This is a genomic window from Lacibacter luteus (assembly GCF_004118265.1).
GTDB classification, from domain to species: domain Bacteria; phylum Bacteroidota; class Bacteroidia; order Chitinophagales; family Chitinophagaceae; genus Lacibacter; species Lacibacter luteus.
Genome location: NZ_SDHW01000006.1, coordinates 77,184 through 91,933 on the forward strand (window position 1 = coordinate 77,184; position 14,750 = coordinate 91,933).

At 40.3% G+C, this 14,750-nt stretch carries 16 protein-coding genes; 2 read left to right on the top strand and 14 right to left on the bottom strand.

Annotation, left to right across the window (positions count from 1 at the left end):
* Positions 1-80 precede the first annotated feature (80 nt).
* The 8 genes from vgrG to ESA94_RS16990 all read right to left on the bottom strand — a co-directional run bounded on the left by vgrG (position 81) and on the right by ESA94_RS16990 (position 7,562).
* Positions 81-1,832 (bottom strand): type VI secretion system tip protein VgrG, encoded by a 1,752-nt coding sequence (gene vgrG / locus ESA94_RS16960; protein WP_129132133.1) that lies wholly within the window; start codon positions 1,830-1,832, stop codon positions 81-83.
* Between the two features lie 2 nt (positions 1,833-1,834).
* On the bottom strand, positions 1,835-2,515 hold the full coding sequence (locus tag ESA94_RS16965; protein WP_129132134.1) for a CIS tube protein: 681 nt from the start codon (positions 2,513-2,515) through the stop codon (positions 1,835-1,837).
* Positions 2,516-2,517: 2 nt separating this feature from the next.
* Positions 2,518-2,694: a DUF5908 family protein gene (locus tag ESA94_RS21490; RefSeq protein ID WP_164972778.1), complete on the bottom strand. Its 177-nt coding sequence runs from the start codon at positions 2,692-2,694 to the stop codon at positions 2,518-2,520.
* A gap of 3 nt (positions 2,695-2,697) precedes the next feature.
* Entirely contained in the window at positions 2,698-3,150 is a 453-nt protein-coding gene (locus tag ESA94_RS16970; protein ID WP_129132135.1) for a phage tail protein, read from the bottom strand.
* A 112-nt stretch (positions 3,151-3,262) separates the two neighbouring features.
* Positions 3,263-3,691 carry a phage tail protein gene (locus ESA94_RS16975; RefSeq protein WP_129132136.1) on the bottom strand — a complete coding sequence of 143 codons (429 nt, stop codon included), beginning with the start codon at positions 3,689-3,691 and terminating at the stop codon, positions 3,263-3,265.
* Between the two features lie 105 nt (positions 3,692-3,796).
* Positions 3,797-5,743, bottom strand: a complete 1,947-nt coding sequence (locus ESA94_RS16980) for a phage tail sheath C-terminal domain-containing protein (RefSeq protein WP_129132137.1) — start codon at positions 5,741-5,743, stop codon at positions 3,797-3,799.
* Positions 5,744-5,766: 23 nt separating this feature from the next.
* Positions 5,767-6,966, bottom strand: a complete 1,200-nt coding sequence (locus tag ESA94_RS16985; RefSeq protein WP_129132138.1) for a hypothetical protein — start codon at positions 6,964-6,966, stop codon at positions 5,767-5,769.
* Positions 6,963-7,562 carry a DUF4255 domain-containing protein gene (locus ESA94_RS16990; RefSeq protein ID WP_129132139.1) on the bottom strand — a complete coding sequence of 200 codons (600 nt, stop codon included), beginning with the start codon at positions 7,560-7,562 and terminating at the stop codon, positions 6,963-6,965. Before ESA94_RS16990 ends, ESA94_RS16985 begins: the two co-directional genes overlap by 4 nt.
* 380 nt (positions 7,563-7,942) lie before the next feature.
* On the opposite strand from ESA94_RS16990, the gene ESA94_RS16995 reads away from it, so the two are divergent.
* Positions 7,943-8,644, top strand: coding sequence for a hypothetical protein (locus ESA94_RS16995; protein ID WP_129132140.1), 702 nt, complete (start codon positions 7,943-7,945; stop codon positions 8,642-8,644).
* A gap of 62 nt (positions 8,645-8,706) precedes the next feature.
* On the opposite strand, the gene ESA94_RS17000 is transcribed toward ESA94_RS16995, so the two are convergent.
* The 5 genes from ESA94_RS17000 to ESA94_RS17020 all read right to left on the bottom strand — a co-directional run bounded on the left by ESA94_RS17000 (position 8,707) and on the right by ESA94_RS17020 (position 12,380).
* Complete coding sequence (locus tag ESA94_RS17000) at positions 8,707-9,156, bottom strand: PepSY-like domain-containing protein (RefSeq protein ID WP_129132141.1); 450 nt, start codon at positions 9,154-9,156, stop codon at positions 8,707-8,709.
* 88 nt (positions 9,157-9,244) lie between these two features.
* Positions 9,245-9,910: a 16S rRNA (cytidine(1402)-2'-O)-methyltransferase gene (gene rsmI, locus ESA94_RS17005; RefSeq protein WP_129132142.1), complete on the bottom strand. Its 666-nt coding sequence runs from the start codon at positions 9,908-9,910 to the stop codon at positions 9,245-9,247.
* A gap of 83 nt (positions 9,911-9,993) precedes the next feature.
* Positions 9,994-10,239 (bottom strand): phosphoribosylformylglycinamidine synthase subunit PurS, encoded by a 246-nt coding sequence (gene purS / locus ESA94_RS17010; RefSeq protein WP_129132143.1) that lies wholly within the window; start codon positions 10,237-10,239, stop codon positions 9,994-9,996.
* A gap of 15 nt (positions 10,240-10,254) precedes the next feature.
* Positions 10,255-11,034, bottom strand: coding sequence for a CDP-alcohol phosphatidyltransferase family protein (locus tag ESA94_RS17015; protein WP_240671083.1), 780 nt, complete (start codon positions 11,032-11,034; stop codon positions 10,255-10,257).
* 59 nt (positions 11,035-11,093) lie between these two features.
* Positions 11,094-12,380, bottom strand: coding sequence for an aminopeptidase P family protein (locus ESA94_RS17020; protein ID WP_129132144.1), 1,287 nt, complete (start codon positions 12,378-12,380; stop codon positions 11,094-11,096).
* Positions 12,381-12,670: 290 nt separating this feature from the next.
* Between ESA94_RS17020 and pckA the strand changes: the two genes are divergently transcribed.
* Positions 12,671-14,275: a phosphoenolpyruvate carboxykinase (ATP) gene (gene pckA, locus ESA94_RS17025; RefSeq protein WP_129132145.1), complete on the top strand. Its 1,605-nt coding sequence runs from the start codon at positions 12,671-12,673 to the stop codon at positions 14,273-14,275.
* 63 nt (positions 14,276-14,338) lie between these two features.
* Here the strand turns inward: pckA and ESA94_RS17030 are convergent, their stop codons facing one another.
* On the bottom strand, positions 14,339-14,737 hold the full coding sequence (locus tag ESA94_RS17030; protein WP_129132146.1) for a hypothetical protein: 399 nt from the start codon (positions 14,735-14,737) through the stop codon (positions 14,339-14,341).
* Positions 14,738-14,750: the final 13 nt, after the last annotated feature.

Below are 14,750 nucleotides of genomic sequence, written 5' to 3' on the forward strand. Positions count from 1 at the left end.
TTCAATTCTTATTACTACAGGTGTCTGACATTTGCAACGTCCTGACACCACTAAACTCATCATTCATCACTCATTACTCATCAATTAATATTCACCATGCTCCCCTTCACTGCTGTTGTTGCACCACTTGACAATTCTGCTCCGGCACCACCTTCTACTTTTGTTTGTGCCCCGCCTTTTACATTTACATTACTGCCGCCTTCCATTTTTACATCGTTCGCTGCCTTAATGATGATGTCCTTTATGCTTTCGATGTTGATGCCGTCTTCGTTCATCGTAATTTTATTTCCATTCAAATCTTCGAGATGAATTTTTTTTGCATCTTCATCGATCTGCACTTTATGTCCGCCCGGTGTTTCAATGTTGATGATCTTTTTTTCATCATTAAAAACCATTTTCATTTTACTTCTGCTCACATAACCTTTTTCATGATTATCATCTTTTGCTTCAATGGGTGCAGGATGTTTGCTGCTGTTGAGCATGCCCAGTACAACGCCATGCCGTGGATCGTTGTTAATAAAACCAACAATCACTTCATCATTGATCTCTGGTAAAAAAAACATACCCCGTTCCTTTCCTGCATCTAACGAACTTACTCTGCACCAGGCACCTTCATCATCTTTATGAATAACCGGTATGCGTACCATAATGCGGTGCTCACCATCCGGGTCTTCTTCGAGTTTTGTTACAATACCAATCTGCAGTCCGTCAATTGCCGGTAACAATGCTGCTGCCATTGGCTGCTGTACGTTGTAGGTTTCTGCGAACCATTCGGGGTTAATGCCAAACTGAAAACTGGTTTGCCAATCACCATTTTCGTATTGCTGGCGCACAGCAGTAACAAACAACTTGCCTTCAAAGCGATCGCCTGTACCTTTTAATTCAATGATCTGTCCTGCACTTACATCTGCTGTTCCATCAACCGTTACACTGCCACGAATTTTTGCAAGGCGATGCTTCATCATTTTTGCATTTACCCATTGCTGCAGTTCGGGCTCTTCTATTTTACCACTGTGGTACAGCATAAACGCTTCTTCGCCCAACACATTTGCCAATGCACCTGCATCAAGATTTCCTGCGGTTGGTAATGTTGGATCTTCTGCTTCTACATCATTCAGCAATTCCTGGTCGGTATAGTTCCACATGGTTCCTTTTACCGATTTGTATTGCAGACGTGCATCAATTTCTGCATCCATTTCATGCACCGTTGCACCATACTGAATGGTAAGTGCAGGCTCTGCAGAAAAATCGGGCTTGGCAATTTTCAATTTGCCATCGTTCGCTATACAGAGCAATCCGTTTACATCTGCACGGCACAAAACAAAATCCCAATCGGTTGAATTGTATTGTACCAACTGCTTATGATCCACTGTTGTTGCTTCTACATCCTTATCCAAACCATAACTGTCAATGAGCTCTTCCATCACATCACTATCCTTCACTTCACGGAAGTATTTACTTTTACACGCTGCAGTCATCTTCGCAACTTTATCTCTGCATTCAATTACCAGTACCGAATTCTTTTTTCTTGTTTTGATCGAGTGCTTTACAACAACTCCTTTGAACACGGTGTCTTCGCTGCTTTGATAGCCGAGTTTCAGTTCAATTTCTTTTCCCGGTTCAAAATCGGTTTTGCTGCTTACTTCAAATGTTTGTGCAGCTGCATCACCATCTTTGATAATGATGATTGCCGACGGAATCCTGTTCACTTCTTTGTTTACAACAATCGACAATACATGCAGCGAATCCGACACTTTGGTTCCTGCTGAAAAAATACTTGCGGTTACAACGGTCTTGGGCCTGTCTGATGGTATCGTATTTCCATTCGACATACTTACTGCACAGTTTTATCAATGGGTGGAAAAAAAATTTCGGTGCCGGGTTGCAGATTTCTGAAGTTGCTCAGTCCATTTACTTTTGCAACCTGCACATAATATTTTGAATGACCGTAAATACGATAGCACATCAGCGGAAGCGTATCGCCTTTTTTTACAGTGCGGTAATGTGTAAGATCGGGACTGCTTCTGCGTTCTTCTGCTACACGACGTTCATCATCTTTCATTTCACGAATGGTAACCTTGCACATTGCACGGATAGGTGTGCCATTCGGATTAAATAATTTGTAAGCGATGTTGAGTGATGAACAAACGCCTTTCACCAGATCTTTTCCCCATACAAACTTTAAATACTTAGGGCGATGAATTTCTCCATCATATCCCATCAAAAATTCTTTAAAGGCTTTTAACTCATCTGCAAGATCTGTTCTTGGCCTTCCATCAATGATGCCTGTGTTATCGAATAAAATTTCAAACGCCAGTTCTTCCGGTGGCTTTACAATAAACTTTGCCGGTGTTGCCGATGTGCCTTGCCCCTGTGCTGCCTGGAATTCCATTTTTGTTTCCAGCGAATAGTTTTCGGGATTGAGCATAACAGTAAACGGCTCTCCCGATTGCTGTTCGCATGCAGGATCGCTGTACGCAAAAATTTTCAGCTTCTCCATTTTACCTTCACTCATACTCAGCGTTCTTTTTTATTATCGATAATGCGTAATACCTGCTCTGCTGCTTCTTTAATGAGTGTTTCTTTTTCATCGCTCTCTTTTGCAGCAGCACCACTACCGGCCGAAGGTTTAACTTCGGCCTGGTCTTGGTTTACACTTACTTTAATAACGAGCTCCCGTATTTCAAGCGGCATACATCAACTTTTAACTTTGAAATATTTGTAAGCGAGGTCGAGTGTTTCTACAACAATGCTGTTCTCCTGTGCATTCAAATCGCTCACTGCCCATTTCTTTGGCCATGCATCCACTACTTCCCAACGTTTAATGGCTGTATGCTTTTCGTTGAGTAACGAAACATTTACTGTAACAGGTTTAAACTCTCTTGCTTCAAATGCTTTTAAACACCACTCGATCACTTTCGAATCGGTAAGCATTCCACGCTTGAGTGAGAGATCGGCATACTTTGTACGTACAGGCAGTTTATGTTCGAAACGGTTTTCACCGCCTTCTTTAAAACTTTCTGTATCGTACTCAATGGTTAAACCCGATACAGCCTGAAAGCGTATATCGTTATCGTTACCGATACCAACAAACTCCACTTTAAAATGAAAGCCAACGGGAGGATAATATCCACCGGGAGAGGCAGCCATATACATTCATTTAAACTGTTTACAGAAAAAGTATTGCTTTATCCGTCCAACGATAACGTCGAACGAAACACTCATCATTCTCTCCTTCGCAAAATGTTGCGGAGGGCAAGCATCAATTCAGAATATTCAATCCTTCATGCGCCAGCTCCAGTGTTTCAATTGCTACTTCGTTGCCATCGCTTTTTAAATCGCTCGCCTGCACTTTAACAGGAAATGCATTTTTTGCTTTCCAGGTCATTACCGGTGCATGTGTTTCGTTTAATAAACTGATGACGATGTCTCTGCGTTCTGAAACGGTGAGATTGATGGTGTTGATCCATTTATAAAAATCGCTGTCGCCTGCAACGGTGCCACGCTTGAAAGTGATATTGCTGAACTTGTGCATGCCCGGCATTTTGATCTTTGAATATTCGGGACTGCTGCCTTCACGGTATTCAATTGCTTCTACCTGCATATCTAAACCTGTTACTTCGGTAAAGCCTATACGTACACCACCCCATTGTACCTGGAAATGAAATTTTGGAAGAGGATATGTTGCCATAATTTTAGTTTGATGTTTATTATTTGATGTTTATTGTTGACAGCTGTGTAGTTACTGCTGGCCGTTGCAATGAAGCAACCTGAAACCTAAAACCAGTAACCACTACTAACTTTCAGCCATTTTGTGTGAGAACTGAAGGATGATAAATTCAGCCGGACGAACAACTGCCATTCCTATTTCAACAATCATTCTTCCTTCCAGAATGTCGAGTGGAGTCATTGTTTTGCCTAAACCAACTGCAACATAAAATGCATGTTCAGGTTTAGCACCTTGCAAAGCACCTTGTCTCCACAATACAGTAAGGAAGTTTTCGATCATGCCCTGCACTTTTACCCAGGTGTTGGCATCGTTCGGTTCAAACACAAATGGTTCGGTTGATTTTTTACAACTTTCTTCCACCATGTTAAAGAACCTGCGAACACTGATGTAACGCCATTCGTTATCGTTACCTGCAAGTGTGCGGGCACCAAATACGAGTGTACCTTTTCCTGTAAAAGAGCGGATGGCATTTACCGATTTTCCGGCAACAGCATCTACATTTAAATTATCAAGTTGTGCTGCAGTAAACACAGCATCCGGAGCAACAACATTATTGAGGCTTACATTGGCCGGCGCTTTCCATACACCACGTGTACGATCTACCTGCGCATACACACCTGCAATAGCACCGCTTGGAGGCATCACTGTCATACTGTTGCTTACGCCTGTAACAATTGACTTGTATGCAGGAAATGCAAGTGCAAGCGAATCATCCAATGTTTTTGTATAAGACGAAGCAGAGTTTACAATTAAGTTGATGTAAGCTGTATTGATTTCGTCGAAGAGCGGTTGCAATAAGTTTACTGCAGCAATACGCCGATCATTATCATTTGCTTCATCAATAAGACCTGGCACCGGAACAGCTGCACCTGCTGCTGTATTGCTTTGCGGCCAGTCGGCAGCAGTAATCATGGCAATAAAATCCGTATCAGCATAAGCCGCAATATCATCATCAGCTTCTTTATTTAATGCTACAACTTCAGCAAACACCGGATCGAAGTTGGAAAGCACCGCAGCCTCAAGATCGGCTTTAAAATCGGGGTTTGTAATACCATTGGGTGATGCGGCATTGATAAAATCATCAACCTGGTTACCGATGCTCAGCACAAAATCAAACAGATTTTGCAAGTTACCATCTGTATTACCGGCAGGCGCATTAAACGTTGCAAGCAAAGAAGCAAACTTATCACTCAACACACCATTCGGCGGATTGAGCGCTTTTGTTTTAGTTGTTACCAATGTATTGTCGGTATATGACTGTTCTGTTTTACCAATCAATGCCTGTACATCTGCATCGGTAGTTAATGCAGCAAGTGTAACGCTTATACCTGCACGATTAATTACTGTTTGCACATCGGTGTAGCGAATTGTTTTGGGCAACGAAACTTTTAACCAGGGTGTGTATACTGCACCATAACGCAGGTTGTTAATGCCTACATTATTGCGGAATGTTGCACCCAGTGTATCGGCTTGCTTTACATCAAACAAACCAAAGCGATCCTGCAGGTTAGCACATTGCAGTAATGCAGCCTGTTGAACAGTGGCAATATCGGTATCGTTTAAAGCAACAGCATCGGGGAAAAGAATAATTGTCGGTGCATCTTCTTTTTCCAGTTCGGCCATGCCATCTGTAAAATGTGCAGGCAATACGGTTGTACCCGTTTCGCTTTTACCAACGGAAACAATATAACAATCACCACCACCATTTGCATAAAACATCCTTAACGCATCATACATGTAAAACGAGTTGTTCACTTTTGCAGAAACAAAATTGTTGTTGCTGTCAACATTCACTTCTGTTACAGTTGGTGCTGCGCCGCCACCAAAATACTGCTCAAACTCTACGAGCGAAGAAATGCGTTTAGGCTTTTTAGTAAGATCAGTTGTTCCGTCAGTAGCTTTCTTTGTATAGCCGATAAAAGCAGGTAAAGCTGTTTCAACCTGCGCCACCGAAGGCGGAAGTTTTGGTATTTCCTCCACGTATACTCCGGGAGTTTTGTACACTGTTGCCATAGTTTAATTTTTAAGGTGAATGGTTAATAGTTTAAATAAATATTACAGTAATAATCGTTGCCGCTTTTTGTAAGCATGCCGCTTGCATGTACATCAGGATTTGGTGCAGGCGGTGGCTCGGGGCTTATTGGCTGAAAGAGGGTTAGCTTAAAATCATGCGGCGTTTCCTGTAAGGGAACAGGAATATTTGACACAAAATAATCTGCCGGATTATCATTGCCTGCAAAAGAATAGGAAGGATTACTGTCGATTGCCTGTATTCCTTTTCTTGTTGCAATATATTTCCAGAAAGCAAGACGATTTGCAAAACGTACAGAAAAATGAAGCCATACATTTTTTGCTGCAACAATTTTATCCTTCACAAATCCGCCTGCATCAAAAAAAGAAAAATCGTTACCATTTGGCAAATGATTATACAGTTCAATTACAGCAAACAGGTTGTTGAACACCGCTTCGTTACTGATGTATACAAATTGCTCTGTGCCGTTTACAACTGCTTTGTATTTTGCTTTGGATAAATGCGAAAGATCAACTGCAACTGCTTCTACGTTTGTTTGATAATGAACAGTTTTATCAAACACAATTACATCAAACATATTCGTTGCAGTATTTAACGCAAACAACTGTACCTGGATGGATGTTGCCGGCGCTGTTGTAAACGTATGTACAGTTGAAATAAACTGCAGCATATCCTCTTTTGTTGCATATTGATTTTTATTCCGGCTTACCCAATTAGTTGTATCGGGTGGAGTTACACCTGTTGATGTTTTTATTGATTCGTAAACTGTACCCGCTTGTGCAGCAAACTCGCCGGGTTTATAATTTACTGCTCCTGCAAATGCAGTTATTGGTTGCGACAGGTAAAGCAATTCATTTCCCGGCGCAACAACTGCTTTATTGTTGTACAGGTTAGAAAAATAGAAACGCTTATTTGAAAGCAATGACGCATCGATGTTCGAAACTGTAATGAAGAGAGGCTTCATTAACTCCATATAAAATGTAAACTTATCTGTAGCCGATGGTTGTATGAACGGCTTACCTGCTGTATCTGTTTTAATTAATACAACCAGTTTGTTGCCCGTCATTTTATACATGGCTTTGCAGTTGCGTAACAGTGCAGCAGTTTCTGTAGATGGCACAATTCTGAAATCGGTGCACTGCCCATTCCTGTAGAAATCGTGCAACAACTCAACCATGAATAATATTTTGTAAGTCGTTGTCATGAAACAGGTGCTTTGCTTTTATCAATCAGTTGAATTTCTTTTATGAAGCCGCTTTCGCTGATCACCACATCTTCATTCATTGTAACCTGGCGCACTTTGTACATTACAGAAGGAAAATATTTACCTCCGAGTACACTCCACAGATGATTGTTTTGCTCGAAGCTTTGGTTATGCAGATCAACAACCAGCCGATGAATTTTAGCATCGAGCCCGGGATGTGAAACAGGCGTAAACACAAACTGATGTTGAAAAAACTGAATGATATGGCCAAGAAAACGAAGGCTATCACTGTAACTTGTTCTGTTCATGGCAAACAGAATATAAAAATTAAGATACAGCGGTGGATTCTTGTAAACAGTTGAGCTATCTGTTTTAGAATAATGTTCCTGCTGCTTTGCAACTTTATCTTCTTCAACATTTACCAATGTAAGCACTGCTCTGTCATCGATCTTTGGTTCAACAGAAGCGTTTGTATCATTGGCAAAAGCAATATTACTAACCACCAACCTTGGTTGCGTAAGGGTTGGGTTCGGTATTTTCAAATTCAAATAACGGTTCACTTCCTCAGCGAGGAATTTCAATGATTCATTTATCATTGCACAATAAGATTTAAGGTTAACGGCAACCGTTAACTATGGTAACTGATGATCTAAAATGTTTTCAGTGGGGGAAATGGTTCGTTACAATGTGTATCTCTCGAGTAGTGCTGCTAAATTGAAAAGAAAAAAAACAAATGTCAATACTACTATCAGGTATTTTTTTTGAAACAACAATTTAATAATGCACAATGCTGTGTTTACAATGGTTTTGCATGAACAAAAAGAAAAGCAGCAGAAAGTTTACGAATAACAAACAGTAAAATTACGTTTCAATAACTAATTCAGCATATGCACACTTATGTGCACATATACCCCATTTGTGTAATTGTACGGTTCACTTAAGAGTTGTTTCTTCGCAGCAACCAAACAAATTAAATATGAAAAAGCTATTAACCCTTGTTGCATTTGTAATGCTTATTACATCAGCTAACGCTCAAACAGAAAAAGGAACCAAACTTGTTGGTGTAGGCCTTGGCAGCATTAGCTTTACATCAAGCGACAGCAAAACAACTTACTCTAACACACCTACTATTTATAATAGTGAAGGAAACAGTTTCAGCATCAGCGTTAATCCTAATATAGCATGGTTTGTGCAGGACAATCTCGCTATCGGATCATATGTTAGCCTTTCGTTTTACAAAAGCAAAAGCACCAGCAGCAATACGTCGAGCAGTACAACATCAGAATCAAACAGCACGCAACCATCTTTCTATATAGGTCCCTGGGCCAGATATTATTTTGGCGGCAGCAAAAAAGGAATGCCCTTTGCACAACTCAATACCCAATATGGTATTTATGGTGGAAAAAGTAAAAGTAAAAGCAGCTCGGGCAGCAGCAGCGAAACCACAACAAAACCAAAAGGCGATTGGAACGTAGGTGTTGCTGTTGGTTATGAACATTTCATTAGTCAATATGCGGGTTTTTATGCCAGTATTGGTTTTAACTATGGTAAATCAAAAACAATGTATGAGTACAGACCATCATCTGGTACTGGCTATGATTACACAAGTGAATATTCCCGCTTTTATATTCCGGTGAACGTAGGATTCCAACTTCACCTCCCAAAAAAGAAAAAATAATAACAGCAATTGTTATAAAAAATGCTCCCGAAAAGGAGCATTTTTTATATACCAACTATAAGCTATAAACTTATTAACTCTTCATACAGTCTGCCCTTTACATCAAATACCAGTTTCTTTTTGTTGATGGCAGATTTTTGTACGATAATAAAATATTCATTTGCATTTTCTCTTGGCTTTGTAACAGCTACAACATCTTTCACTGCCCAGTCTTTGTATTTGCTGTTTTTAAACCCTTCCTGTACTACTTCGGGTAAAGTTTCCATTTTTACCTGTTCCTCTGTACTAATCCAATCGCCTTTTGGCGCATAATTAGCTTTGAGCTTTCGCTCACCTAATGTAAAACGTACAGCATGATTATCTAATCCATTCGTCCATTTCAGATCCTGCGCATCGGGGTATTGTTTATCGAATGTTTGCTTAACAATGTCAGGAACTGAAAACAACTGTTGTGCTTTGGCAGAAAAACTTACAACTATGAATGAAAGCACAAATGAAAAAACATATTTCATAATTCAACTTTTTTGATACTGCAATTTACACAGCTATCATGCCGCAAATTGTTAAGAGTACGTTGAATGTAATAGATAAATAAGGAGATTATTCTTTTCCTGCAACAACAAGTACGATTTCACCTTTCACAGCTTTAGCTGCGAAATAATCATGTACTTCTTTTAAGGTACCCCGTTTGTTTTCTTCAAACTTTTTGGTGAGTTCCCGACTTACCGAGCATAAACGGTCTTCGCCGAAATACTGCATCAGATCGGCCAATGTTTTTACTAAGCGAAAAGGCGATTCGTAAAAGATCATCGTTCTTTCTTCTTCTGCAAGTTGTTTCAACGCCGTCATGCGGCCTTTCTTTTGCGGAAGAAATCCTTCAAACACAAAACGGTTGGTAGGTAAGCCGCTGTTGACCAACGCCGGAACAAATGCGGTTGCACCTGGCAAGGTTTCAACCGGCACCTCGTTTTGTACGCAGGCACGCACCAATAAAAAAGCAGGATCGCTAATACCGGGTGTGCCTGCATCGGTAAGCAAGGCCATCTTCTTTCCTTCCTTTAACTGATCGATGAGGTGTTGCACAATTTTATGTTCGTTGTGCTGGTGGTAAGGCGAAAGCGGCTTTTGAATATTGTAATGATTCAGCAGTACCGAACTGGTACGAGTATCTTCTGCAAGAATAACATCTACTTCCTGCAATACTTCCAATGCACGGAAAGTGATATCCTTAAGATTACCGATTGGAGTGGGAACAAGAATCAACATAATTTGAAAATTTGAAAATGAACCAATTTGAAAATGAAAACCGAACCAGGTTCAATTTTCAAATTTTCAAATTCCCAAATTGCTTAATTAACTGAAATTTCGTACTGCTCCATTACCGGGTTGGCAAGGAGTTTTTTTGCTGCTTCTTCAGCAATGGCTTTTGCTTCCTCTGCACTTGCAGCATCGATCTGCATGCTGATGTTTTTTCCAATGCGCACATCAGCTACACCTTGTAAGCCTAAATTGCTTAATCCGCCCATTACGGCTTTTCCCTGGGGATCTAATAAATCTTTCAGCGGCATTACTTTTACCTGAACTGTGTACGTCATTGTTGTATAATTAAATTATGAGATTTGTTTACGAAGCAGCAAAGATAAAACAACGTAGGTTAAATAAATGAGCGGAATGGCAGCCCACTGAAAAACAATTGCCAATACAATGGCCAGCACCAGCAATATCACTTTGGGCTGATTGTTTTTAAAACTGAAATCTTTAAACTTCAAACTCATGATAGGCATATCGCTTACCATGAGGTAGCTTATGAGCAATGTGAAACTATACAGCACCCAACGATTCAAAATAACATCTGTAAGGTTCCAGCTGTTATACCAGATCACCAACGGCAAGGCAGCAACGGCAAAACCGGTAATGGGAGTAGGTACGCCACGGAACGACAGACTTTGGCGTTCATCGATGTTAAACTTGGCCAGTCGCCAAACTGCGCAGCAAGCAATAAGCAGTGCGGGTAACAACAGTAAGATAGAAGTTTCCAATGCCGACTCTTCTTTTAAATAGCTCATTCGCAGCAACTGGTACATAATCATTGCCGGCGCCACACCAAAAGTTACCGCATCGCTCAACGAATCAAGCTGCTTTCCCATTTCGGAAGAGGCCTTCATCAGCCGGGCAAGAAATCCATCAAGGAAATCGATAATACCTGCAGCAAAAATGAAGAAAGAAGCATACGCAATCTTTTCCGGCATGTTCATTTTAAAAGCGGCACCGTCAATTGCAACGATCGATTCGCCCGGTTGCAGAATAAGAATAGTTGCAATGCAACCACAAACGAGGTTGAGTAATGTAAAGAGATTGGGGATTTGTTTCATGTAAGGTTCATGGTTCATCGTTCATAGTTAATGGATCACAGCTATGAACTATGAACCATCAACCATGAACAGCGTTATTACTTCATCAATGTTTCAATTTCTTCAACAGTAATCGGAATATTCTTCATCAGATCTTTATTACCGTTTTTGGTGATCCAGAAGTTGTTTTCAATACGCACCCCCATTTGTTCTTCTTCAATGTAAATACCGGGCTCAATAGTAAATACCATTCCCGCTTTAATGGGCTGTGTCTTTGTTCCTAAATCGTGCACATCAATACCAAGATGATGCGAAATACCATGATACAGATATTTACGGTAAGCCCTGTTCTCTGCATCTTCATTCTTTACATCGGCTTTAGAAATCAAACCAATCTTGATGAATTGTTTGGTTGCTTCCTCACCTACTTTGTTGGTGTAATCAACAATGGTAATGCCTGGCTTTAAAATACCTGCTGCATACTTATGCAAATGCAAACAGGCATTGTACACTTCTTTCTGGCGCTTGGTAAACTTACCATTTACCGGAACTGTACGGGTAAGATCGGCATTATAGCCACCATACTCTGCACCAAAATCCATCAAAATCAACTCACCATCTTTACATTCCTGGTTATTGCTTACATAGTGTAATGTTCTAGCTCTGTCGCCGCTGGCAATAATGCTGCCGTATGCAGGACCCGTTGATCCCTGCGATAAAAATGAATGATAGATCTCAGCTTCTATTTCATTTTCCAGTACACCGGGCTTAATAACCTTCAGTAACCGACGGAATGCAACATCTGTTATATCCATTGCCTTTTGCATAAGCTCCACTTCATCTGCAGTTTTAATTGCACGAAGGCTATTCATAATTTTAGCAGCACGCTGAAAGCTGTGCAACGGATATTTCGCTTTCATTTCATCAATAAAGCGATAGTCACGGCTACGAATAGGCGAAGCTTTACGATCGTTCTCGTTACTGCTTAAGTACACATGGTCGGCAAGATGAACCCATGTTTGTAACAACGCTTCAATACTATCTACCCAAACAATGGTTTGAATACCTGAAATTTCTCTTCCTTCGTTTGCACGCAAACGTTTACCATCCCACTTTTCTTTTAATTCGTTGGGGCGAACAAGTACCAACACTTCCCTGAATTTAGGATCTGGATTATCCGGAAACAAAATCACCATACTATCTTCCTGCATAACGCCGGTAAGCCAGTACAGATCGCTGTTTTGTTTGTATGCATGCAAGGCATCGCCATTCATTGGCCACTCATCGTTGCTAACGAAAATGGCAATTGAGTTTGGAAGCATTGCTTTTATAAAACGTTCACGGTTTTTTGTGAAGAGTTGAGGTTTAACGGGTTGAAATTTCATATACCAATAATTAGGGCTGCAAAATAAGGTATCGGCCTTGGTCACCCAATTCTAAGCCTTAATAATCCACAGAAAGTGAAAAACTAACACACGTTTGGAATATTTTTATAAAACCTCTACTCTCCCTTGAAAATATTTTAATATCCTCCATTTTAATTCACTCAAATTAGAAACAATCTAACATTCTGTTATTTTCAGTAGAAATATTAAAAACGGAAACGATTGCGTAATTTTTTTAGAAATTCCGAACCTGTTACTTTTGTGCGGCCATATAAAGTCAACTATTGATTATGTCTATACCAAGTGTTTATCTGCCCGAGCAGAAATTGCTGCAGCTCGGCTTAAAGTTATCGAGCAATATCCATTACCAACTCAGTCCGGAAGAATTAACCGAGCAAACGATTAACCGTGGCCAAGGTTATTTAAACAACACCGGCGCCCTTTGCATCAATACAGGAAAATTCACCGGCCGTTCGCCAAAGGATAAGTTTATTGTACAGGATGAGGTTACAAAAGATACAGTTCATTGGAATGAGTTTAACCAAGCCATCGATGAAAAATATTTCCATATTCTTTATAAAAAGATGATGGATTATTTAGGCACAAAGGATGAAATATGGGTGCGGGATTCGTATGTATGTGCCGATAAAAACTATCGTCTGAATATTCGTGTGGTGAATGAGAACGCATGGAGCAACTTGTTTGCCTATAATTTGTTTTTACGCCCAACTGATGAAGAGCTTGAAAGCTTTGAACCGGATTGGCATATTATACAAGCTCCTTCCTTTTTTGCAAATCCCGAAACTGATGGAGTAAACAATAGCAACTTTGCAATTGTAAGCTTTACACATAAAATGATCCTTATTGGCGGAAGCGGTTATACAGGTGAAATGAAGAAAGGCATTTTTACTGTACTGAATTATTTACTGCCGCAACAAAAGAATGTGTTGAGTATGCATTGCAGTGCCAATGTTGGTGAAGCTGCTGATGTTGCTGTGTTTTTTGGATTGAGCGGAACAGGTAAAACAACACTAAGTGCAGATCCTTCACGTAAATTAATTGGTGATGATGAGCATGGATGGGATCATGATTCTGTGTTCAACTTCGAAGGTGGTTGTTATGCTAAATGTATTGATCTTACAGAAGAAAAAGAACCTGAAATATTCCGTGCCATCAAGCCAGGTGCATTAGTTGAAAATGTTGGCTTTTACAACGGAAGCAACGAAATTGATTTTGCCAATAAAAGCATTACCGAAAACACAAGGGTAAGTTATCCGCTTCACTACATCAGTAATGCATTGGAACCTGCCGTTGCAGGTCTGCCAAAAAATATTTTCTTTCTTACCTGCGATGCTACGGGTGTGCTGCCTCCTATATCAAGACTTACGAAAGAACAAGCCATGTACCAGTTTATTAGTGGCTATACCGCAAAAGTGGCGGGTACAGAAGCAGGTGTTACCGAACCTAAGTCAACCTTCAGTGCATGTTTTGGTGCTCCGTTTTTACCATTGCATCCTGCTAAGTATGCAGAGTTGTTAGGCAAAAAAATGAATGCACACAACGTACATGTTTGGCTGGTTAATACCGGCTGGACAGGTGGTTGCTATGGTGTTGGCAGTCGTATTAAACTGTCGTACACAAGAGCGTTGATAACGGCAGCATTAAATGGTAAATTAAACGATGTTGCTTACGAAAATATGCCTGTGTTTAATCTTGCTATTCCAACAACATGCGAAGGAATACCTGCTGAAATTTTGAATCCCCGAAATACCTGGACCGATAAAGCTGCATACGATGCTAAGGCAATTGCATTAGCAGAGCAGTTTACAACGAACTTTAAAAAATATGCTTCCGGCTGTAGTGAGGATATCCTTGCTGCTTCGCCGCAAGTGTAAGTGGTCGTAATCGATTGTTTGCTAAGAACAAAACCCCGCTATTCCTGGCGGGGTTTAATTTTTTTAAGAAAGTTTATTTTGCCATTCAAGCGTTTCTTTCTTTTTCAATGCATATCGCTGTTTAAGATAGGGCGTATATCCATTTGCCCAAAAAATTGAAAGAATAACAATTGAATAAATAAGGAGGAAAACAATTATTAAAGAAAATGAGAGTGTAAGAATAAACAGGATATTCATGAGTAATACCAATACAGTACTGCCGAATAACAACGGTAATGTAAACCGACTCTTTGCCATAAGGAAGGAATATGCAGTAATGCTGAGTAACTCCACTATCATTACAGCCAGTGCCATCCAGTTCTCTGCACCAAAGGCAAACATCTGGAACAATGAAACAACAGACATGAGTACACCAAACAAACCTGCATAAAAACAAAATCCGTTTTTGCTTTCCTGTTCCATATTGTACAACGAT

Coding starts and splice junctions, on each gene's coding strand:
- vgrG (WP_129132133.1), bottom strand. CDS start 1,832: ATGTCGAATGGAAATACGATACCATCAGACAGGCCCAAGACCGTTGTA.
- ESA94_RS16965 (WP_129132134.1), bottom strand. CDS start 2,515: ATGAGTGAAGGTAAAATGGAGAAGCTGAAAATTTTTGCGTACAGCGAT.
- ESA94_RS21490 (WP_164972778.1), bottom strand. CDS start 2,694: ATGCCGCTTGAAATACGGGAGCTCGTTATTAAAGTAAGTGTAAACCAA.
- ESA94_RS16970 (WP_129132135.1), bottom strand. CDS start 3,150: ATGGCTGCCTCTCCCGGTGGATATTATCCTCCCGTTGGCTTTCATTTT.
- ESA94_RS16975 (WP_129132136.1), bottom strand. CDS start 3,691: ATGGCAACATATCCTCTTCCAAAATTTCATTTCCAGGTACAATGGGGT.
- ESA94_RS16980 (WP_129132137.1), bottom strand. CDS start 5,743: ATGGCAACAGTGTACAAAACTCCCGGAGTATACGTGGAGGAAATACCA.
- ESA94_RS16985 (WP_129132138.1), bottom strand. CDS start 6,966: ATGACAACGACTTACAAAATATTATTCATGGTTGAGTTGTTGCACGAT.
- ESA94_RS16990 (WP_129132139.1), bottom strand. CDS start 7,562: ATGATAAATGAATCATTGAAATTCCTCGCTGAGGAAGTGAACCGTTAT.
- ESA94_RS16995 (WP_129132140.1), top strand. CDS start 7,943: ATGAAAAAGCTATTAACCCTTGTTGCATTTGTAATGCTTATTACATCA.
- ESA94_RS17000 (WP_129132141.1), bottom strand. CDS start 9,156: ATGAAATATGTTTTTTCATTTGTGCTTTCATTCATAGTTGTAAGTTTT.
- rsmI (WP_129132142.1), bottom strand. CDS start 9,910: ATGTTGATTCTTGTTCCCACTCCAATCGGTAATCTTAAGGATATCACT.
- purS (WP_129132143.1), bottom strand. CDS start 10,239: ATGACGTACACAGTTCAGGTAAAAGTAATGCCGCTGAAAGATTTATTA.
- ESA94_RS17015 (WP_240671083.1), bottom strand. CDS start 11,034: ATGAACCATGAACCTTACATGAAACAAATCCCCAATCTCTTTACATTA.
- ESA94_RS17020 (WP_129132144.1), bottom strand. CDS start 12,380: ATGAAATTTCAACCCGTTAAACCTCAACTCTTCACAAAAAACCGTGAA.
- pckA (WP_129132145.1), top strand. CDS start 12,671: ATGTCTATACCAAGTGTTTATCTGCCCGAGCAGAAATTGCTGCAGCTC.
- ESA94_RS17030 (WP_129132146.1), bottom strand. CDS start 14,737: ATGGAACAGGAAAGCAAAAACGGATTTTGTTTTTATGCAGGTTTGTTT.